18 protein-coding genes and 1 riboswitch are annotated in these 20611 nt (G+C 66.3%); of the genes, 11 read left to right on the top strand and 7 right to left on the bottom strand.

Annotation, left to right across the window (positions count from 1 at the left end; genetic code table 11):
* Positions 1–35 precede the first annotated feature (35 nt).
* The 5 genes from atpA to KUV67_06110 all read left to right on the top strand — a co-directional run bounded on the left by atpA (position 36) and on the right by KUV67_06110 (position 5298).
* A complete protein-coding gene (gene atpA, locus KUV67_06130; GenBank protein MBY6204450.1) occupies positions 36–1583 on the top strand; it encodes a F0F1 ATP synthase subunit alpha in 1548 nt (515 codons plus the stop codon).
* Positions 1584–1759: 176 nt separating this feature from the next.
* A complete protein-coding gene (atpG, locus tag KUV67_06125; GenBank protein MBY6204449.1) occupies positions 1760–2623 on the top strand; it encodes a F0F1 ATP synthase subunit gamma in 864 nt (287 codons plus the stop codon).
* Between the two features lie 106 nt (positions 2624–2729).
* A complete protein-coding gene (atpD, locus tag KUV67_06120; protein ID MBY6204448.1) occupies positions 2730–4121 on the top strand; it encodes a F0F1 ATP synthase subunit beta in 1392 nt (463 codons plus the stop codon).
* A gap of 163 nt (positions 4122–4284) precedes the next feature.
* Complete coding sequence (locus KUV67_06115; protein MBY6204447.1) at positions 4285–4710, top strand: F0F1 ATP synthase subunit epsilon; 426 nt, start codon at positions 4285–4287, stop codon at positions 4708–4710.
* A 180-nt stretch (positions 4711–4890) separates the two neighbouring features.
* Positions 4891–5298: a DUF3465 domain-containing protein gene (locus tag KUV67_06110; GenBank protein ID MBY6204446.1), complete on the top strand. Its 408-nt coding sequence runs from the start codon at positions 4891–4893 to the stop codon at positions 5296–5298.
* Positions 5299–5418: 120 nt separating this feature from the next.
* Here the strand turns inward: KUV67_06110 and KUV67_06105 are convergent, their stop codons facing one another.
* Both KUV67_06105 and ttcA read right to left on the bottom strand, forming a co-directional pair.
* Positions 5419–6078, bottom strand: coding sequence for a hypothetical protein (locus tag KUV67_06105; protein ID MBY6204445.1), 660 nt, complete (start codon positions 6076–6078; stop codon positions 5419–5421).
* A 92-nt stretch (positions 6079–6170) separates the two neighbouring features.
* Positions 6171–7040: a tRNA 2-thiocytidine(32) synthetase TtcA gene (ttcA, locus tag KUV67_06100; GenBank protein ID MBY6204444.1), complete on the bottom strand. Its 870-nt coding sequence runs from the start codon at positions 7038–7040 to the stop codon at positions 6171–6173.
* A gap of 120 nt (positions 7041–7160) precedes the next feature.
* Here ttcA and KUV67_06095 point away from each other — a divergent pair, with 120 nt between their 5' ends.
* The 3 genes from KUV67_06095 to KUV67_06085 all read left to right on the top strand — a co-directional run bounded on the left by KUV67_06095 (position 7161) and on the right by KUV67_06085 (position 10806).
* Positions 7161–7364, top strand: coding sequence for a DUF465 domain-containing protein (locus KUV67_06095; protein ID MBY6204443.1), 204 nt, complete (start codon positions 7161–7163; stop codon positions 7362–7364).
* 89 nt (positions 7365–7453) lie between these two features.
* Positions 7454–8338 (top strand): alpha/beta hydrolase, encoded by an 885-nt coding sequence (locus tag KUV67_06090; protein ID MBY6204442.1) that lies wholly within the window; start codon positions 7454–7456, stop codon positions 8336–8338.
* On the top strand, positions 8335–10806 hold the full coding sequence (locus KUV67_06085; protein ID MBY6204441.1) for an acyl-CoA dehydrogenase: 2472 nt from the start codon (positions 8335–8337) through the stop codon (positions 10804–10806). Before KUV67_06090 ends, KUV67_06085 begins: the two co-directional genes overlap by 4 nt.
* A 156-nt stretch (positions 10807–10962) precedes the next feature.
* Here the strand turns inward: KUV67_06085 and KUV67_06080 are convergent, their stop codons facing one another.
* Positions 10963–11412, bottom strand: a complete 450-nt coding sequence (locus KUV67_06080) for a hypothetical protein (protein MBY6204440.1) — start codon at positions 11410–11412, stop codon at positions 10963–10965.
* A gap of 284 nt (positions 11413–11696) precedes the next feature.
* Positions 11697–11931, top strand: a riboswitch (cobalamin riboswitch).
* 124 nt (positions 11932–12055) lie between these two features.
* On the opposite strand from KUV67_06080, the gene KUV67_06075 reads away from it, so the two are divergent.
* From KUV67_06075 to KUV67_06065, 3 genes are read left to right on the top strand one after another with little or no spacing between them, the layout of a single operon-like run.
* Positions 12056–13858, top strand: coding sequence for a TonB-dependent receptor (locus tag KUV67_06075; protein ID MBY6204439.1), 1803 nt, complete (start codon positions 12056–12058; stop codon positions 13856–13858).
* A gap of 4 nt (positions 13859–13862) precedes the next feature.
* Complete coding sequence (locus tag KUV67_06070; GenBank protein ID MBY6204438.1) at positions 13863–14891, top strand: FAD:protein FMN transferase; 1029 nt, start codon at positions 13863–13865, stop codon at positions 14889–14891.
* Positions 14892–14938: 47 nt separating this feature from the next.
* Complete coding sequence (locus KUV67_06065) at positions 14939–15373, top strand: DUF937 domain-containing protein (protein MBY6204437.1); 435 nt, start codon at positions 14939–14941, stop codon at positions 15371–15373.
* 368 nt (positions 15374–15741) lie between these two features.
* Here KUV67_06065 and KUV67_06060 read toward each other — a convergent pair whose 3' ends face one another.
* From KUV67_06060 to bfr, 4 genes are all read right to left on the bottom strand, one after another.
* Complete coding sequence (locus KUV67_06060; GenBank protein MBY6204436.1) at positions 15742–16998, bottom strand: hypothetical protein; 1257 nt, start codon at positions 16996–16998, stop codon at positions 15742–15744.
* 5 nt (positions 16999–17003) lie between these two features.
* Complete coding sequence (sufT, locus tag KUV67_06055; protein MBY6204435.1) at positions 17004–17555, bottom strand: putative Fe-S cluster assembly protein SufT; 552 nt, start codon at positions 17553–17555, stop codon at positions 17004–17006.
* 562 nt (positions 17556–18117) lie between these two features.
* Positions 18118–20037, bottom strand: a complete 1920-nt coding sequence (locus tag KUV67_06050) for a M1 family metallopeptidase (GenBank protein ID MBY6204434.1) — start codon at positions 20035–20037, stop codon at positions 18118–18120.
* 62 nt (positions 20038–20099) lie between these two features.
* Positions 20100–20582, bottom strand: coding sequence for a bacterioferritin (bfr, locus tag KUV67_06045; GenBank protein ID MBY6204433.1), 483 nt, complete (start codon positions 20580–20582; stop codon positions 20100–20102).
* Positions 20583–20611: the final 29 nt, after the last annotated feature.

The following is a 20611-nucleotide window of genomic DNA, read 5'->3' as shown; positions in this document are numbered from 1 at the left end:
CGGTAATTCACCGAATCTGAACGAGTAACCAAGCTATGCAGCAGACTCTCAACCCGACCGAAATCAGCGAACTGATCCGCAAGCGCGTCGAACAGTTCGACGTGGTCAGCGAGGCCCGGAACGAGGGCACCATCGTCAGCGTGTCCGACGGCATCTGCCGGATCCACGGCCTGGCCGACGCCATGCAGGGCGAAATGATCGAGTTCCCCGGCGACACCTACGGACTGGCGCTGAACCTCGAGCGCGATTCGGTGGGCGTCGTGGTCATCGGTGACTACGAGCACCTGCGCGAAGGCGACACGGCACGCTGCACCGGCAAGATTCTCCAGGTCCCGGTCGGCGAAGGCCTGCTCGGACGGGTCGTCGACGCGCTCGGCAACCCGATCGACGGCGCGGGTCCGGTCGAGGCCGCCGGCTCCGAGCCGATCGAGAAGATCGCGCCGGGCGTGATCACCCGTCAGTCGGTCGACCAGCCCGTCCAGACCGGGCTGAAGTCCATCGACGCCATGGTTCCGGTCGGCCGGGGCCAGCGCGAACTGATCATCGGCGACCGCCAGACCGGCAAGACCGCGGTCGCGATCGACGCGATCATCAACCAGAAGGGTACCGGCATCAAGTGCATCTACGTGGCCGTCGGCCAGAAGGCCTCGTCGGTGGCCAACGTGGTCGCCAAGCTCGAAGAGCACGGCGCCATGGAGCACACGATCGTGGTGGCCGCCAACGCGTCCGACTCCGCGGCCATGCAGTACATCGCGCCGTACGCCGGCTGCGCCATGGGCGAGTACTTCCGCGATCGCGGCGAAGACGCGCTGATCGTCTACGACGACCTGACCAAGCAGGCGTGGGCCTACCGCCAGGTTTCGCTGCTGCTGAAGCGTCCGCCGGGCCGCGAAGCCTACCCGGGCGACGTCTTCTACCTGCACTCGCGCCTGCTCGAACGCGCGGCCCGCGTCAACGCAGACTACGTCGAGAAGAAGACCAACGGCGAGGTGAAGGGCAAGACCGGCTCCCTGACCGCCCTGCCGATCATCGAGACCCAGGCCGGCGACGTTTCGGCCTTCGTTCCGACCAACGTGATCTCGATCACCGACGGTCAGATCTTCCTCGAGACCGACCTGTTCAACGCGGGCATCCGTCCGGCCATCAACGCCGGTCTGTCGGTCTCGCGAGTCGGCGGTGCGGCCCAGACCAAGGTCGTCAAGAAGCTCGGCGGCGGTGTCCGCCTGGCGCTGGCCCAGTACCGCGAACTGGCGGCGTTCTCGCAGTTCGCCTCCGACCTCGACGAAGCCACCCGCAAGCAGCTCGAGCGCGGCCAGCGCATCACCGAACTGATGAAGCAGAAGCAGTACTCGCCGATGTCGGTCGCCGAGATGGCCGTGTCCCTGTTCGCCGGCAACGAGGGCTACCTCGACGACCTGCCGCTGAATCAGGTCACGCCCTTCGAACGCGCCCTGCTGGACTTCATGAAGAACTCGCACGGTGATCTGCTCGACAAGATCAACGCGTCGGGCGACTGGAACGACGAGATCAAGGCGGAGATGAAGAAAGCGGTCGACGACTTCAAGGCAACGGGCTCCTGGTGAGGGCGCGCGCCTCGCGACCGCTGACTGCGTTTTCGGCGAATTCGAGTGCTCACGCACCCCCAGTGCGCTCCGCGCTCGAATTCACCTCAAGCCCTGTCAGCGGCTGCGATGCATCACGCCTCTGAGCGTCGAGCAAGCCAAGTCGAAGCGGAACTGGACCTGAAACGGAATACGGTATGAGTGGATCGAAGGAAATCGTTGGTCAGATCAAGAGCGTAAAGAACACGCGCAAGGTCACGCGCGCGCTCGAGATGGTCTCGGCCTCGAAGATTCGCAAGGCGCAGGACCGCATGCAGGCCTCGCGGCCGTATGCGCGGATGATCCGGCAGGCGGTCGGTCACCTGGCCCACGCCAATCCCGAGTACAAGCACCCGTTCACGCAGGCCCACGACGAGGTCAAGCGCGTCGGCTACATCATCGTGTCCAGCGACCGCGGCCTGTGCGGCGGGTTGAACAACAACCTGTTCCGCAAGCTGCTGGTCCGCTTCCGGGAGCACCAGGAAGCCGGCCAGGAGGTCAGCCTGGTGTTGATCGGGCGCAAGGCCGCCCAGTTCTTCAAGCGGATCAAGGTCGAGATCGCCGCTGCCACCCAGGACCTCGGCGAGCAGCCGCGCCTGGAAGACCTGATCGGCGCGATCAAGATCATGCTCGACGGGTATCGCGAAGGCACGCTGGATGAACTGCACGTCTGCTACAACCAGTTCATCAACACGATGACGCAGCAGATCACCGTCGAGCAGGTGCTGCCGCTGCCGGCCACGGAAGACGAGCCGATGCTGCAGTACTGGGACTACCTGTACGAGCCCGACCCCGAGTCGCTGCTCGACGATCTCCTGGTCCGCTACATCGAGTCGCTGATCTATCACGCCACGCTGGAGAACCTTGCCAGCGAGCACGCGGCGCGCATGGTCGCGATGAAGAGCGCGTCGGACAACGCGACCAACCTGATCGACGACCTGAACCTGGCCTACAACAAGGCGCGCCAGGCGGCGATCACGCAGGAAATTTCGGAGATCGTCAGCGGCGCAGCCGCGGTCTGATCGACATGGCGGATCGGCGGCGGTTCGCCGAACGAACGGATTGAAAATCGGACGGCGACGGAATTCAGCGGACGCCGGCCCACGAACCAGAAACGAGGTTTGAGTGATGAGCAACGGGAAAATTGTCCAGATCATTGGTGCCGTCGTCGACGTCGAGTTCGACCGCGACGAGGTCCCGCGCGTCTACGATGCGCTGATCATCGAGGAGGGTGAGGTCATGCTCGAGGTCCAGCAGCAGCTGGGCGACGGCGTGGTCCGGACCATCGCACTCGGCTCCACCGATGGACTGAAGCGCGGCTACGAGGTGAAGAACACCGGTGAGCCGATTTCCGTGCCGGTCGGCAAGGAAACGCTGGGTCGGATCATGGACGTCATGGGCAACCCGATCGACGAGGCCGGCCCGATCGGCGAGCAGGAGCGCATGCCGATCCACCGCAAGGCGCCGAGCTTCGAAGAGCAGGCCTCGAGCAACGAACTGCTGGAAACCGGCATCAAGGTCATCGACCTGGTCTGCCCGTTCGCGAAGGGCGGCAAGGTCGGCCTGTTCGGCGGCGCCGGTGTGGGCAAGACCGTGAACATGATGGAGCTCATCCGCAACATCGCCATCGAGCACGAGGGCTACTCGGTGTTCGCCGGCGTCGGCGAGCGGACCCGCGAGGGCAACGACTTCTACCATGAGATGAAGGACTCGAACGTCCTCGACAAGGTCTCGCTGGTCTACGGTCAGATGAACGAGCCGCCGGGCAACCGTCTGCGTGTCGCCCTGACCGGCCTGACCATCGCCGAGAAGTTCCGCGACGAAGGCCGCGACGTCCTGATGTTCATCGACAACATCTACCGCTACACGCTGGCCGGGACCGAAGTGTCCGCACTCCTCGGCCGTATGCCGTCCGCCGTGGGCTACCAGCCGACGCTGGCGGCGGAAATGGGCGCACTGCAGGAGCGCATCACCTCGACCAAGACCGGCTCGATCACGTCGATCCAGGCGGTTTACGTCCCGGCCGACGACCTCACCGACCCCTCGCCGGCAACGACCTTCGCTCACCTCGACGCCACGGTCGTCCTCTCGCGTCAGATCGCCGAGCTGGGCATCTACCCGGCCGTCGACCCGCTGGACTCGACCTCTCGCCAGCTGGATCCGCTGGTCGTCGGCCAGGAGCACTACGACGTCGCCCGAAAGGTCCAGGGTACGCTGCAGCGCTACAAGGAACTCAAGGACATCATCGCGATTCTCGGTATGGACGAACTGTCCGAGGAAGACAAGCAGACCGTGGCGCGTGCGCGCAAGGTCGAGCGCTTCTTCTCCCAGCCGTTCTTCGTCGCCGAAGTCTTCACCGGCTCGCCGGGCGTCTACGTGTCGCTGAAGGACACGATCCGCGGCTTCAAGGGCATCGTCGAGGGCGAGTACGACCACCTGCCGGAGCAGGCGTTCTACATGGTCGGGACGATCGAAGAGGCCGTCGAGAAGGGTGAGAAGATGGCCCAGAAGGCCGCCTGAGAGGACGCGCTTCGCGAACGCTGACTGCGTTTTCGGCACCGTCGGACTGCTCACGTACTGATGTACGCTCCGCGTCCGCCGTCGCCTCAAGCCTTGTCAGCCTCCGCGAATCACGCCCTCTCCCCGTAGGAAAGGGCGCCGAGCTGCATCGGAGAAAATGAAGATGGCTTCAACGATTCATGTCGATATCGTCAGCGCCGAGGCGGAAATCCATTCCGGTGAGGCGACGATGGTCGTGGTTACCGGCGAGGAAGGCGAGCTGGGCATCGCGCCCCGGCACGCGCCGCTGCTGACGCGCATCAAGCCCGGCCAGGTCCGGGTGATGCTGCCCGAGGGCGGCGAGGAGTTCTACTACGTGTCCGGCGGCCTGCTCGAGGTCCAGCCGCACGTGGTCACCGTGCTGGCCGACACCGCGGCCCGTGCCGACGACCTGGACGAAGCCGCAGCGCTGCGTGCCAAGGAAGATGCAGAACGCGCCCTGGCCGATCGCTCGGCCGACATGGAAATGGCCGAAGCCCAGGCCAGGCTGGCCGAGGCCGTCGCGCAGCTGGCGGCGCTCGAGCGCCTGCGCCGCAACCTCAAGCACTGACCTTCGGCACGCGCGATTCCAGGCTGCCCCGGCGGCCTGGAATCGGACGTTCCGTCCCCCTCGAATTCTTCCACGATTCGCCGATTTCCGGCACCCGCGCAGGCCCTTCGGTTCATGTCCGGTTGATGCGGAATCTGCTAACCTAGCGCCACAAAAGACAAAGTAACGGGGTGACACACCATGCGGATTGTTTCGCAGGCTTTGATCGTTCTGTTCTGCTTTGTGCTTGGGGGTTGTGGCAGTGGGGAAGCACCAATCACGAACGACCGACTGGTCGAGACCTTCGAGTCCGGCAGGACCGGAATCTGGGTCAGCGGTCACGGGGAAGTCACGCAGATACTCGGCGACGAGAACATCGGTGGTCGGACGCAGCGTTTCATCGTCAAGCCGAACGACCAGATCCAGATCCAGATTCGGCACTCGCTCGAAAACGCCGAGCGGATTCCGGTCGAGCGTGGCGACGAGGTTCGGTTCCAGGGCTATTACGAGTGGGAAGCCCGCGGCGGGTTCATTTCACGAACCTACAACGACGAGTCCCAGCCGGGAAGCGGAGGCTGGGTCGAGCACGACGGGCAGCGCTACGACTGATCCGGCGCCTTGGATTGGCGCGCCTCGCCGGAGGCGTCCGATCGCCTGAGCCGGCAGAAGAGGCCGCCGCGTCGAGCGGCGGCCGTTCCGGCTTCCAGCCCGCAAGGCCCGGAGCCCCGATCAGTCGCTGAAGTATTCCGGTTCTGCACCCCGGATTTCCCCGAGCTCCGCGCTCTCGTGAACCCGGAGCGTCACTTCCCGCTCGAACACCAGGGGTCCGGCGACGCGAACGTTCGCGTGAATCTCCACGGTCACCGGGTCGTCATCGCTTCCGCGCGGCTTGCGAACCCGCAGTTCGCCGTTCACGACGGTTCCGGACTCGAGCACCATCCCACCGTTGACGTTGACGAGGCTGCCTACCTCGGCGCCACGGATGAGGAGCTGACCGTTCACCGCCCCGACCTCGCCTGCGACGATGGACCCTGCGCCGACGGTCACGCGTCCGTTCACGGACTCGACGGACCCGCTGACCGACGCGTTTTCACCGACCTCGATCGAACCGTTGACGGTGCCCAGCGAGCCGGCCACCGCTCCCGGTCCGAGTTCGATCTTGCCGTTGACCGTCTCGACGTCGTCCGCCTGGCTGCGCTCGTCCATCGAGATCGAGCCGTTGACGGTACTGATGTCGCCGTTCACGGTGGACCCCACGCCGACATCGACAGAGCCGTTGACCGAGGAAATGCTGTTGACCGTCTCCCCGTCGGGGACCACGACGTCGCTATTGATCGAAATGCAGCTCGCCAGCGTCAGGGCTGCGAGCAGTGCCGTTACGTATTTCATCCTTAACTCCCGGTGCCTGGATAGGCTCCCGATTTTCGCTCAGCCGACCCCTCGCCGCCACCGCCAGAGGTCATGCCGGCCTGCGCTGATCGTCAGTCGTTGTTCGCCGCGCGGCCGGGCATCAACCAGTCCAGGGATTCCGGCCCGCCGGCGTCGAGCGCACGAAAGTCGAACAGGGCGGCGTCGCAGAGTTGCGACGGTGCGACGTTGCCTAGCGCGCGGAAGATGGTTTCCGTGCGGCCCGGCTGACGCCGGTCCCACTCGCCCAGCATCGCCTTGATGACCTGGCGCTGGAGATTGGGCTGGGAGCCGCACAGGTTGCAGGGAATGATCGGGTAATCGCGGACGGCCGCCAGCTTCTCCAGGTCGGCTTCCCGGCAGTAGGCCAGCGGCCGGATCACGATGTTTTCCCCGTCGTCGCTCTTCAGCTTGGGCGGCATGGCCTTGAGCGTTCCGCCGTACAGCAGGTTCAGGAAGAAGGTCTCGACGATGTCGTCGAGGTGGTGGCCGAGGGCGATCTTCGTGAACCCGTTGTCCTTCGCATAGGTGTACAGGTTGCCGCGCCGCAGTCTCGAGCACAGGCCGCAAGTCGTCTTTCCTTCGGGGACGATCTCCTTGACCACCGAGTAGGTGTCCCGCTCGATCACGTGGTAGTCGACCCCGATCGAGTCGAGGTACTCGGGCAGCACGTGCTCGGGGAAGCCGGGTTGCTTCTGGTCGAGATTGACCGCGAACAGCTCGAAGTCGACCGGCGCGCGGCGCTGGAGGCTCAGCAGCAGGTCCAGCATCGCATAGCTGTCCTTGCCGCCGGACAGGCAGACCATCACCCGGTCGCCGTCCCGGATCATCCCGTAGTCGCCGATCGCCTTGCCGACGTTCTTGCGCAGCCGCTTGAACAGCTTGTCGCCATTGAATTTCTGCGCCCGGTCCTGGGGGCTCTGGACGTGGGTGTGGACCTTCATCTGGCGGTCTCCGGCCGGTTTCGATCAAGGGGGACAGGATACCCGTTGGGCTTTCCGGTGCGTGGGCCCTGCGCTACACTGGGCGGCCCCTGGGAGGGTCGGCCGGACCCGGACCCGATCATGACCGAAAGCCCGTCCGACATCGCCGAAATCATCGCCGAACTCCAGCTCCAGCACCGGGACCTGGACGACGCGATCCATCGCCTGGCCGACTCACCCGCGCCGGACCAGCTGCAGCTGACCCGCTTGAAGAAGAGGAAGCTGCGACTCAAAGACCAGATCACCTACTGGGAGTCGAAACTGATCCCCGATCTGGACGCCTGATTCACCGCCTTCGGGCAACCTCGAAAACGGGTAGAAACCGCCCGGAGGCCGCATTGACGCGGGGGATTCAAGCCCCCATACTGTACCGTATGGAAGCAATCAGAAGCCTCAATACGCACGAAATTCGCCGGCGCCAGATCTGGACCGACGACGGCGTGCGCCTGGACGTCCGCTATCTCGGCCACGATCGCGCGCCGTGCGTGCTGCTGGCCCACGGATTCGGCCAGACCCAGCACGCCTGGGAAACCACCGCACGCTACCTCGCCGCAAGCGGCTGGCAGGCGGTCAGCTACGATGCCCGCGGCCACGGCAACTCCGACCGCGCACCGCACAATCGCTATGACTTCGAGCAGTTCGTCGAGGATTTCCGGCGCGTGTGCTCGTCCCTGCCGCATCCGCCGCTGCTGATCGGTGCGTCGATGGGCGGCCTGACCGCGCTGTTGGCCCATTCGGAGAAGCCGATCGCCGACCTCCGGGCGCTGGTGCTGGTCGATATCGCGCCGCGCTGGGACGACAAGGGCGTCGAGGCGATGCTGGCGTTCATGCGCCAGCATCCGAAGGGCTTCGAGTCGCTCGATGACGCGCGCGAAGCGGTTCGCAATTTCCTTCCCCACCGCCGCTCCGGCGCGACCGCCGAGGGCCTGCGCCGCAACCTGCGGGAGGGCGAGGACGGACGCTGGTACTGGCACTGGGATCCGGCGATGCTGGCGCTCGCCGAGAAGAGCCGGAATCTCCAGAGCCGGCTGAAATCCGCGGCCCGCAAGCTGAAGAAACCGACCCTGCTCGTGTCGGGCGGCAAGAGTGAGCTGATCTCCGAAGAGCATGTCCAGGAGTTCCTGAAGCTGGCGCCGGACGCCGAGCATGTCGAGGTGCCCGACGCCTCGCACATGGTCGCCGGGGACGTCAACGATCGCTTCCTGCAGGCCACCGTGCCGTTCCTGAGGAAGCACACCGTCGAAGGAGAGTCGAAATGATCATGTTGCTGCTGTTCCTGCTGGCGCTGGCCGCCGTGACCATGGCGTGCAGTTTCCTCAAGACTTCGCTGGCTGTTGGAACCGCTGCGTTCGGCGCGACCCTGCTGGCGTTCACGCTGGCCGGTGAGCCGGGCTGGATCGCCCTGACCCTGACCTGGCTGGTCTTCGCGCCGGTCGCGGCGTTGTTGAACTACCTGCCCTGGCGGCGCACGTTCATCACGCTTCCGATCCTCAAGTCGTTCCGCAACATGGTCCCGCAGATCTCGGAAACCGAACAGGCCGCGCTCGACGCCGGCACGGTGGGTTTCGAGGGTGAACTGTTCACGGGCCGACCGGACTGGCGAAAACTGATCGACCGGCCGCTGCCCGAGTTGAGCATGGAAGAGCAGGCCTTCATCGACGGGCCCTGCGAAGAGCTCTGCGACATGATCGACGAGTGGGAATTCACCCACTACCGGGCCGATCTGTCGCCGGAAGTCTGGGAGCACCTCAAGAAGCACAAGTTCTTCGGCATGATCATTCCGAAGGACTACGGCGGCCTCGGCTTCTCCGCGATCGCGCACCGCGCCGTGCTCGAAAAGGTCGGCGGCATGAGTTCGACGGTCGGCTCCGTGGTTGCCGTTCCGAACTCCCTCGGCCCGGCCGAGCTGCTCCTGCACTACGGCACCGACGAGCAGAAGAACCACTACCTGCCTCGACTGGCCAGGGGCGAGGACATTCCCTGCTTCGCTCTGACCTCGACCACCGCCGGTTCCGATGCAACGTCGATCGCCGACCACGGCGTGATCTGCGAAGGCGAGTGGGAAGGCAAGAAGACGCTTGGCATCAAGCTGAATTTCGAGAAGCGCTACATCACGCTGGCACCGGTCGCGACCGTCGTCGGTCTGGCCTTCCGGCTCTACGACCCCGACGGGCTGATCGGCGACACGGAGGATATCGGTATCTCGGTCGCCCTCCTGCCGCGTTCGACGCCCGGCCTGGACATTGGCCGTCGCCACTTCCCGCTGAACAATCCGTTTCCGAACGGGCCCGTGCGCGGCAAGGACGTGTTCGTGCCGCTGGACTTCCTGCTCGGCGGCCAGGAGTACGCCGGCAAGGGCTGGAAGATGCTGGTCGAGTCCTTGTCCGTGGGTCGGGCGATCTCGCTGCCGTCGTCGACCACCGGCGGCGCGAAGCTGGCCTGCCTGGCCACCGGCGCCTATGCGCGGATTCGCAAGCAGTTCAACCTGCCGATCGGCCGCTTCGAGGGCGTCGAGGAAGCGCTGGCCCGGATCGGCTCCTACACCTATGCGATCAGCGCGCTGTCCCGCCAGACCGCCTCGGCGGTCGACGCCGGGGAGAAGCCTGCGGTACCCGGTGCGATCGCCAAGTACCACGCCACCGAGCTGTCGCGCGAGGTGCTCAAGGACGCCATGGACATCCACGGCGGAAAGGGCATCATTCTCGGTCCGCGCAACTACCTCGGCCGCGGCTGGCAGGGCGCGCCGATCTGGATCACGGTCGAGGGTGCGAACATCCTGACCCGCTCGATGATGATCTTCGGCCAGGGCGCGATCCGCTGTCATCCCTTCGTTCTCAAGGAGCTCGAGGCCTTGTCGATCGAGGACGAGGAAAAGCAGCTGGTGGAGTTCGACAAGCTTCTATTCCGGCACATCGGTCACAGCATGTCCTGCGCCTCGCGTTCCTTCGTGCTGGGCTTGAGCCTGGCCCGCTTCGCGGCGGTGCCCGGCGATCGCCAGACGAAGAAGTACTACCGCAAGCTCAGCCGCTATGCCGCGTCCTTCGCGCTGATGGCCGACGTCGCCATGCTGACCTACGGCGGCAAGCTGAAGATGAAGGAGAAGATTTCCGGCCGCCTCGGCGATGCGTTGAGCTGGCTGTACATCAGCGCGTCGATGCTGCGTCGCTTCGAACACGAAGGCCGCCCGGCCGCCGACCAGCCGATCATGGCCTGGGCGTTCCACGATGCGATCTACCGCATCCAGGAAGCGCTGAAGGGCGTGATCGACAACTACCCCATCGCCTTCGCCCGGCCGATTCTCCGGCGCATCGTGTTCCCGCTCGGTGCGAACGAAATCCGGCCGAACGACCGTCTCGGTCACAAGGTCGCCGCGCTGATGCTTTCGCCCTCCGAGACCCGCGACCGGCTGACCCGCGGCTGCTACAACAAGGACCGGCCAGGCTACGTCATCGGCAACATGGAAGCGCTGCTGCCCGACGTGATCACCGCCGAGCCGCTCGAGCGTCGCATGCTCAAGGCCCTGCGCGCCGGCAAGATCGCGGGCCTGACCTTCGAAGAGCAGGTCGATTCCGCGGTCGAGGCCAAGGTCCTGACCGCCGATGAGAAGAAGTTCCTGCTCGACGTGCGCGAGCGCGTGCTCGAGATCATCGCGGTCGACGACTTCGATATCCGCGAGCTGCAGGCGGGGTTGTCCGACAAGGGCGAAGCGGTCCGCGACGCGGCATAGGCTTCGTTCTTGTGCCTCGCTGACGTCCTTAGAGGATGGACGCAATGGCGCGAAGGGGCGAAGAAACGCGAAGAAGGCGGTTGGAAAGAAACGGCAGGTCGGGTTGTCCGGCCTGCCGTTTGATTTTGGTCTGACAGATGGCTTGGGGTGCGGCCCCTAGATGATTGGCGCGAAGACGCGAAGGCGCAAAGAGAAAAACAGAATCGAAAGGAGAACAGAAAAAGCGTGCCTCGGCTCTTGAGTTGCAAGGACCAGCTTGGAGCCCTGCCCAGGTTCCTTCTTTCCTTCAAACCGCTTTTCTCTTCGCGCCTTCGCGTCTTCGCGCAAATCATCTAAGGGCCGAGGCCTCGAACTCCGGGCGCAAGCAGCAGCGAACTCGGGCACGGCGTTTGGCCGTTGGTTTTTCTTCAGTTTCTCTTGGCGTTCCTTCGCCCCTTCGCGCCATTGCGTCCATCCTCTAAAGGCCGAAGCGCTGTTCAAGCCGTTCACCAGAAGACGGGCGCGAAGACGCGAAGGCGCAAAGAGAAAAGGCTGCTTTGGGAAAAGAATTTCCAGCATTGAAACTCGCTTGCTGAATTCAGGAGCCGAGACTTCTTTTCCATTCATCGTTCTGCTTTAGCCTTTCTCTTGGCCTCTTGGCCTCTTGGCCTCTTGGCCTCTTGGCCTCTTGGCGTCTTCGCGCCAATCATCTCAAGGCCGGGGCCTCGAACTCCGGACGCGAGCAGCAGCGAACTCGGGCACGGCCTTCGACCGTTGGTCTTCTTATGAAGTTTCTCTTGGCGTTCCTTCGCTCCTTGGCGCCTTTGCGTCCATCCTCTACGGAACCGGCCCCGAAATCGAGCGAGGCCCGGATCGCGGCGCTATACTCGTCGCCGTCCTGGAGGGAATCAGGGCAATCGTAGGTTCCAGGTGTCCCGCGGGGTCGTCCAGACCCCGTGGGGTGAAACGGGAAGCCGGTGCAAGTCCGGCGCTGCCCCCGCAACTGTGAACCGGCGCCGCACGATCTTCGGATCGCGCGGGCGAGTCGATCGGCAAACCACTGGCGTCCGACGCCGGGAAGGGGTCGAGCCGCGGCCGCAAGGCCCGCTGGAAGCCAGGAGACCGGCCTCGGAACGATTGTGGACCCGCCGCGGAGGGTGGCCGGGGGACGCAGGTGCGCCGGCCGGTGATCGATCGACCGGGCGGCACCCGAGGTCTCCCAGCGCTGCCGCGGCCCGATCGGCGCGGGCGTGCGCCAGGAGACCAACGCATGAATCCGAGAACCCCTTGCCGGGCCCGCGCGGCCCTGTTCCTCACGGCCGCCTCCATCGCGGCACCCTTCTCGTCGGTTGCCGAGACCGCGATCGAGATCGATCCCGTGGTCGTGACGGCCAACCGCACCGAGCAGCGCACGACCGACGTGCCGGCCCGGGTCAGCGTCATCACGCGCGAGCGCATCGAGGCCGCCCAGGCCCCGGACCTGGTCGAGCTGCTGCGCCTCGAAGCAGGGATCGACCTGGCTCGTAACGGCGGCGCGGGCGGCCAGACCAGCGTGTTCCTGCGCGGTGCGAATTCGAATCACGTGCTGGTGCTGATCGATGGCGTGCGCGTCGCGGCCAGCGGGACCGGCGCGTTCACCTGGGAGATCCTGGATCCCGCCCTGATCGAGCGGATCGAGATCGTCCGTGGCCCGCGGGCGGCACAGTGGGGCTCCGACGCGATCGGCGGGGTGATCCAGATCTTTACGCGGCGGCCGGACGGACCGTCTGCCCGGGTCGTCTACGGCAGCGACGACGATCGTTCCGCCAGCGTGGCGCTCGGCGTCGGAGATGCGCGCAACGCCTTCGATCTGACCGCGTCGTGGCGGGACGTCGACGGCTTTTCCGCCCAGAACGAGAACGGCTTCGGCTTCGATCCCGACGACGACGGCTTCGAGAATCGATCGGCCGCGCTGGGCGGACGCCACGCCCTGGGCGCGAGCCGGGTGGAATGGCGGGGCCGGGTCGCCGACGGCGAGGTCGAGTTCGACCAGGGCGTGAGCGAATTCACGAATGCATCTCTGCGGCTGGACGTCCGCGAGCTGGCGCTCGGCGACTGGACGGCGCGGATCGGTGCCGGCGCGCTGAGCGACGACCTGGATACCGAGAACCCGTTCGGCGGCAGCGAGGTCGCGACCGATCGGGTCCAGTTCGATGCCCGCGGCGAGCGCGCGATCGGCGCCGCGACGTGGCGCGTCGGTGCCGATGCCTGGCGCGAGGACGGCGAGTCCGGCGGGCAATGGGAAGAGACGCGCACCAACGTCGGCCTGTTCACGGGCATCGAAGGCGGCGCACGCCTGGGCTGGGAAGCGGCGCTGCGCGCCGACCACGACAGCGAGTTCGGCACCGAGCTGACCGGCAATGCGGCCGTCGATTGGCGGGTTTCCGACGCCTGGCGAGTGTTCGCCTCGACCGGACGCGGCTTCCGGGCGCCGACCTTCAGCCAGCTCTATTCGCCGGGTTTCGGCGGCCTGTTCGCCGGCAACCCGGATCTCGATCCGGAGCGATCCTGGTCCGTCGAAGCCGGAGCCGACTGGCGCCCGACCGCGCGCCAGCTCGTCACCCTGAGCGCGTATCGGAACCGCATCGACGACCTGATCGATTTCTCCGGCGAGGATTTCCGCGCGATCAACATCAAGGAAGCCCGAATCCGGGGCGTCGAGCTGACCCATCGATTCAGCGGCGACCGGTTCTGGAGCGAAGCCAGCGCCACCTGGCAGGACCCGGAAGACCTCGATGCCGGCCGCGATCTGCTGCGCCGGGCGGAAAGCAAGTACGCCTGGTCCGGTGGCTGGCGGTCGGCGACCGGCCACCGGCTCGGCGCCGAACTGGTCCACGTGGGTGAGCGGCTCGACGTCGGCGGCGTGACGCTCGATTCGTATACGCTGGTCAACCTGCGCGGATCGATCGCGCTCGGAACCGACTGGCGCGCGGAGGTGCGAATTGACAACCTGGCCGACGAAGACTACGAGCCGCTGCTCGGCTTCAACGCGCCGGATCGGCGCGTGTTCGTCGCGCTCGCCTGGCGCCGTTGAGACGGTGCCGGGAACCCGGCGGGCCGGGTCGTCCGGCCGGCCCGGGGCGCTGCCGCGGCTGCTGACGCTGGTCGGCGTGCTGCTTGCGGGCTGCGCGCCGATCGGTGACCACGATGCGACCTACTTCGTGTTCGGCACCGAGGTCCGGGTCCAGGTGCGGGGCGTCAGCGACGAGCATGCGGCCAGCGCCTTCCGGCTTCTCGGCCCCGAGTTCCAGCGCATGCACCGCGAATGGCACCCCTGGGAGCCGGGCGCGCTGGCGGAACTCAACGACGCCCTGCTGCGCGGCGGCCGAAAGGTCACCACCCCCGACCTGGCCGAGCTGGTCCGGGTCAGCGTGCAGCTGGAAGCCGAATCGATGGGCCGGTTCAACCCGGCCATCGGCGAGCTGGTCCGCCTGTGGGGCTTCCACACCTCCGAGTATCCGCTGACCGAGCCGCCGCCCTCCGATGAGGCGATCGCCGACGCGCTGGCCTGGCAGCCCGGCATGCGCTCCCTGGCCGTCGACGGGCGCAGTGTTCGCTCGCTCAAGCGGGGCGTGCGCCTGGATTTCAGCGGCATTGCCAAGGGGCTGGCGGTCAAGCGCGCCTGCGAACTGCTGGCGAGCGTCGAGATCACCGACGCGCTGATCGATGCCGGGGGCGACGTGATGGTCTGCGGCGCGACCGACCGACCCTGGCGCGTCGGTGTCCGCAACCCCGCCGGCGGCGTGCTGACCACGCTGGAGGTGCGTGAGCCGGTGGCGGTGTTCACGTCGGGCAACGACTACCGCTACGGCGAGTTCGACGGCGAGCGGTACGCGCACATCCTCGATCCCTTCACCGGCCGGCCGGTCGATGAGGTCATCCAGGCCACGGTGATCCACGCCGATCCCCTTCGCGCCGACGCGGGTGCGACGGCGCTGGTCGTCGCCGGGATCGGCGCATGGCGCATGGTCGCCGATTCGATGTCGCTGGAGCGCGCGTTGGTGGTCGACGCGGAGGGTCGCGTGCACGCCACCGAGGCCATCACGGCGGAGACCCGCTCGCCGTAGAATGAAGTCGTGCCGGCTGACGGTACGCACCCAACGAGGGACGACCGATGAATGTCGAAGAACTGTTGAAGGTGGGAGCCAAGGCGTTTCAATCCGGCATCGCCGACAGCGTGACCAGTTCGCTGTCGCTGGACACGATCATGGATGCCCTGGCCGGCCTGCTGCCGGGCGAGGGACGCAACGTGGACCTGGGCGCACTGCTGGAGCGCATGAAGGGCAGCGGCCTTGCCGCGATGGCAACGACCTGGCTCGGCGATGGCGATAACGACGGCATCGATGCCGATCAGCTGGTCGAGGTGTTCGGCCGGAATTCGATCCGCAGCTTCGCCGGCAAGCTCGGCCTGGACGAGGGGACCGCGCTGTCGGGCCTGCAGCACGCCGTGCCGAAGATGGTCGACCAGGCCTCCAGCGGCGGCAGCCTCGACGCCATCGGCGGGCTCTCCGGCGCCCTCGGCATGGCCGGCAGACTGTTCGGCCGATAGAGCTTCGATCGGCCTTTCGGGGCAGCGACCTATAGATGATGGGCGCAAAGGCGCAGCGGAGCAAAGAAACGCAAAGAGAAGCGTTTTTCGGTGGCGGGCGGTTCAAGAACCTGGGCTCTGCTGACGGCGAGGACGAGTGACCGTCCCAGGCGCCGGTCCTTGGAAGATGGGCGCGAAGACGCAAAGGCGCGAAGGGAAAAGCAGAAGCGGTTTGAAACACCCTGAGCATCGTCGGGATGTCCGGACGAGCCCCGCCTTTCGATTACGTTCCCGGTTTTCCTCGAACAGATTGGCTTTCTCTTCGCGCCTTCGCGTCTGCGCGCTGTTCATCTGGAGAGTCGGGCGCCGAATCCTGACGAAGCCTCCTGTCAGTAGGCACTCTTGAGCGCCCGGAGGCGTTCGGCTTCGGGTTCGGCGAGGTCGGCGACCATGAGTTCGCGGTACCAGGCCTCGGCGATCGCGCGCCGCGAGGACTCGTCGTCGGCCATCAGCTCGCAGGCCCGCAGCTTGACCTTCGGCGCGCGGGGCGAGTTCGGAAAGCGCGCAAGAAAGTTCTCGGCCAGGCGGAGCGCCGGTCCCTTGACCCGTTGCTCGCACGCCGCCTCGAACAGCGCGAACTGGTTCGGCGCGTCGGACAGGCAGAAGCCCGGGTCGACCTCGAGCATCGCCGCCGCGCGGTCGACCGCTTCGACCGGATCCTCGAACGCCAGCAGCAGGGCCTCGACATGCATCCGCCCATGCGCGATGCGGCGGTCGCGCACGGCCGATGGATCCGGGTCGCGCGCAAGGTGCCGGGCCAGCTCGGCGTGCATCGCGCGCGAGCCGCCGCGATTCCGGATTTCGTCCCACAGGACTTCGGGGTCGCGGGTGAAGGCCTCCGGCCGGGGAATGGGTTCGTCGTCCGGTTCGACCAGGTTGAGCTCGTGGCGGTGAAGCGCAACGGCCCGTCCGGCCAGGTGGAACCAGCCCAGCACGCCGGAGCTCCAGACGGTGAACTGGGCGATCGGCACCAGCCAGCCGTCCGGCTGGATCGATTGCGCGAGCGTACTGACGGCCGCGTAGAGCGCGCCGGTGCCGACCAGGACGCCGCACAGCAGGGCGTAGTCGCGGACGCCGATCCGGTCGATCAATCGTAGCCAGGCCGGTGGCCAGAGCGCCATCAGCAGCTGGCGGCCCAGCGTGAGCAGGATGGTCGCGGCCGGCAGGATCAGGGTCATCGCAGCGGCGCCGAGCACGGCGCCGGCGGTGCCGAAGCGCAGGATCAGTGCGACCACCGCCAGCGTACCCAGCAGCCAGAGGGCAACGTGCTTGAACGCCAGGCCGTCGGCCCCCTCGAAGGTGCTGCGGGTCAGGCCCGGCGTATCCGCCGCGGCGTCGAGCAGGACCTCGCTGGCGACCCGGTACAGCACGAACCAGGTGACGAACTGCAGCAGGAAGGCAGCGAGGCTGCCGAGCGGAATCGGCGCGTGGTCCAGCGCCTCGATGAACACGATGGCGAACCAGAAGCCGGCAACCCAACGGATACCCTCCGGCGAGCCGAGGAACTGGAAGGCGTCGACGACCCGCAGGCGATCGGAAGTGGATTCTGGGCGGGGGCGGGGGCGGGGGCGGGGGGTGCGGACCACGCCGGTCAGAACATGCCGGTGTCGAGCCGGGCCGACTCGCTCATCATCTCCTGGTTCCACGGCGGGTCGAAGGTCAGTTCGACGTCGACCTTGTCCACGGTCGGGATGATCAGCAGCCGTGAGCGGACGTCATCGACCAGGAAGTCGCCCATGCCGCAGCCAGGGGCGGTCAGTGTCATCGCGATGGAGATTTCGCGATTGCCGGCCGCATTGCGCTGGATGTCGACCTCGTAGACCAGGCCCAGGTCGACGATGTTGATCGGGATCTCGGGGTCGTAGCAGGTCTTGAGCTGCTTGACGACCAGTGCCTCGAAATCCTCGTCGGACGCGCCTTCCGGCAGGTCCGGCCGCGGCGGCGGCTCGCGGCCGATCGCGTCGGCATCGTCGCCGCCGAGCCGGAACAGCCGACCGTCGACGTAGATCGTGAAGCTGCCGCCCAGCGACTGGGTCAGGTAGCCCGTGGTGCCGGCCGGCAGCTCGAGGACCTGCCCGTCGGGGATCAGCACCACGTCGGCATCGCGTTCGAACTTCACCGGGGCATAGGACTGCGAGAACATCGTCGAGACTCGGAATTCGATTCAGGACCAATATTGTACGCATTCGGCCCTCGGCGTTGCGTTCCCGGGATTCGTCTGGTGTTCGGGGCGGTTCTCTAGAGGATGGACGCAAAGGCGCGAAGGAGCGAAGAAACGCGAAGAGATTCTCTTTGGGGAAGAAACTCCTGCCCTGGTGCGTGCCCGAGCTCGAGTTGGCGAGCGTCCGCAGATCGAGGCTTCGGCCTTTAGAAGATGGGCGCGAAGACGCGAAGACGCGAAGACGCGAAGGCGCGATGAAAAAGCGAACTAAGCTGGAAGAAAGTCAAAGGCGTGACGAATCGAATTGCTGAGCGAGACCACGCAGCGGAGTGCGCGTTTTTCCAAGATGGTTCTTGCATTTCACTTCGCGCCCGTCATCTAGGGAGCGGCGCCCCGGAAGGAGAAGCTGTCCCATCGTGGCAAGGCCCGGAAACCCGAGCCGCCCGCCACAGAAAACATGCTTCTCTTTGCGTTTCTTTGCCCCTTCGCGCCTTTGCGCCCATCTCCTCAGGAGCAAGCCGCAAAGTGCGCGAAGGCCTGGGACTCAGTCGCTCGGCGGCTCGTCCAGCCCCAGCGCGCGTTCGGCGGCGGCGCGGGTCATGGGGTGGTAGCCGGGGCGGGCGCGTTCGTAGACCTCGATGGCCCAGTCGCGGCCCCAGTCGGTGGCGGCCAGTTCCTCGTAGAGCGGCCGGGTGAACTTGTTGCGGCCGACCTCGATGAGGAAGTCCTCCAGGCGCTCGATGCCGGGCTCGTAGCGGGTCTCGATCGCGCGGACCAGCCAGAGGTAGAGAATCTCGACGTTGCCGGTGCCGGTCAGGTCGAAGGCCGCGTCCAGCTCGGCCATCTGCTCGCGGTCCAGGCGGTCGCCGAGGCCGAGCAGGAACTGGCGCCACTCGCTGACGGTCCAGTCCTCGGTCGGAATCCCGGCCAGGTCGATGTCCCCGGCCAGCCACTGCCGGCGGTAGTCGTCGACGATCTCGAAGGCATCCGATTCCGGGATGACGGCGTCGCTCGGCAGGCCGGGTTCATAGATCCAGGCCTCGATCTCTTCCATCGAAACCGCGTCGCCGTGTTTGGCCAGCAGGGTCCGTTCGAGGTAGGCCAGGAAGTCCTCGGTGGTGATCGACTCGAATGCGAAGTGGTCGAAGTAGTCGCGCAGGAAGGCGTCGAAGGCCTCCCGGCCGACCCGCGCCTCGAGCCACTGCAGGAACAACCGGCCCTTGTCATAGGGGATGCCGGTGAACGAGGCCTCCGGGTCCTGGCCGACCAGGTCGCGCGCCAGGACCTGTTCTGCGTCCGACAGCTCGGCCAGCTCCGCCTCCAGGTTCCGGTAGTCCAGCGTGCCTTCCATGTTCTTCCGGCGCTCGCTGTAGAGGTTCTCGACGATGCGCGACTCGAAGTAGGTCGTGAATCCTTCGTTCAGCCACAGGTCCCGCCACGCCGCGTTGGTGACCAGGTTGCCGGACCAGGAGTGGGCCAGTTCGTGGGCGATCAGCGCGGTCAGCGATCGGTCGCCGGCGATCACCGTCGGCGTGATGAACGACAGGCGCGGATTCTCCATGCCGCCGAAGGGGAAGCTCGGCGGCAGGATCAGCAGGTCGTAGCGGTCCCAGCGGTAGTCGCCGTAGAGCGCTTCGCCGACGTCGATCATCGCTTCGAGTTCACCGAACTCCGCGACCGCGGCATCCAGCAGCGAGGGTTCCGCATAGACGCCCGAGCGCGGGCCGGTGGCCTCGAACTCGAGCTCGCCCACGGCAATCGCCATCAGGTACGACGGGATCGGCTGCGGCATGGAGAATTCGTAGGTGCCGTCGGCCGACGGCCCGGTGGGGTTGCCGCCGGCGCCCATCACCGCCATCAGCCCGCGCGGCACGCGGATCGTGGCGTCGAAGGTGTAGCGAACGCCGGGCGTGTCCTGCAGCGGCACCCAGGTGCGGGCGAAGATCGGCTGCGACTGCGAGAACAGGAACGGCTGGCCCGACAGCGTCTGCTGGCCGTCGAGCCACTGCAGGCCGTAGGCGTCGGGCGAGGTCGTGTAGTCGATCCGGACCCGGTCGACCCCCGACGGCAGGGCGATGGCCAGCGGCCGGCCGAGCCAGGGCTGGTCCGGGTCGCCTTCATCGAGGCGCCAGGAAAGCGGTTCCAGCGTGCCGTCCTCGTCGACGCGGTTGACGTCCCGAATGTCGATCTGCCGCGTATCGAGCACGATGCGTTCGGCCGGGACACCGCCCTCCGCGGCCCCGTCGGCCGGGGCCAGGTCGAGCACGACGTGGCCGTCGAGCACGCGACGTCGGAGGTCGACCTCGAGGTCCAGCACCAGGTGGTCGATGACGATCCGGTCGTGGTTGGCGAAGCTGTGCGGGTCCGGCCCGGTCGGGATCGGCGCGGGCGTGACGTCGGGAGCGGGCGAGCAGGCGGCGCAGAGGGCCAGAAGCCCGCCGATCAGGAGTCGGTTCGGGGTCATGGGTCGTGTCTCGAGGGTGGGGGCCGGGCGGCGTGCCCGGCCGACGGGTACGGGTCCGGGTGTCAGTCGTCGCTGGCCGGCTTCATCTGCGACTGGATGTAGTTCTTCTCGCCCATCTTCTCGATCAGTTCGAGCTGCGTTTCCAGCCAGTCGACGTGCTCTTCCTCGTCGCTCAGGATCTTCTCGAACAGCTCGCGCGATACGTAGTCGCGGACCTTTTCGCAGTACTCGATGGCGTCGCGCAGGTCCGGAATCGCCTGGTGCTCCAGCTTCAGGTCGCATTCGAGCAGCTCGCGCACGGTCTCGCCGATCCGGAGCTTGCCGAGGTCCTGGAGGTTCGGCAAGCCGTCGAGGAACAGGATGCGGTTGATCAGGTCGTCGGCATGCTCCATCTCCTCGATCGACTCGTGGTACTCCTTCTTGCCGAGAATTTCGAGGCCCCAGTTGTCCAGCATGCGGGCATGCAGGAAGTACTGGTTGATCGCGGTGAGTTCGTTCTTGAGCACCTTGTTGAGGAACTCGATGACGGTGGCGTCGCCCTTCATGTCCGATCGACTCGCGTGGTGAATTCGCC

The organism is Halomonas denitrificans, from assembly GCA_019800895.1.
In the GTDB taxonomy this organism is placed as follows: domain Bacteria; phylum Pseudomonadota; class Gammaproteobacteria; order Xanthomonadales; family Wenzhouxiangellaceae.
The sequence above is the reverse complement of the archived record's forward strand: the minus strand, read 5'-3'. Positions and strand labels throughout refer to the sequence as shown.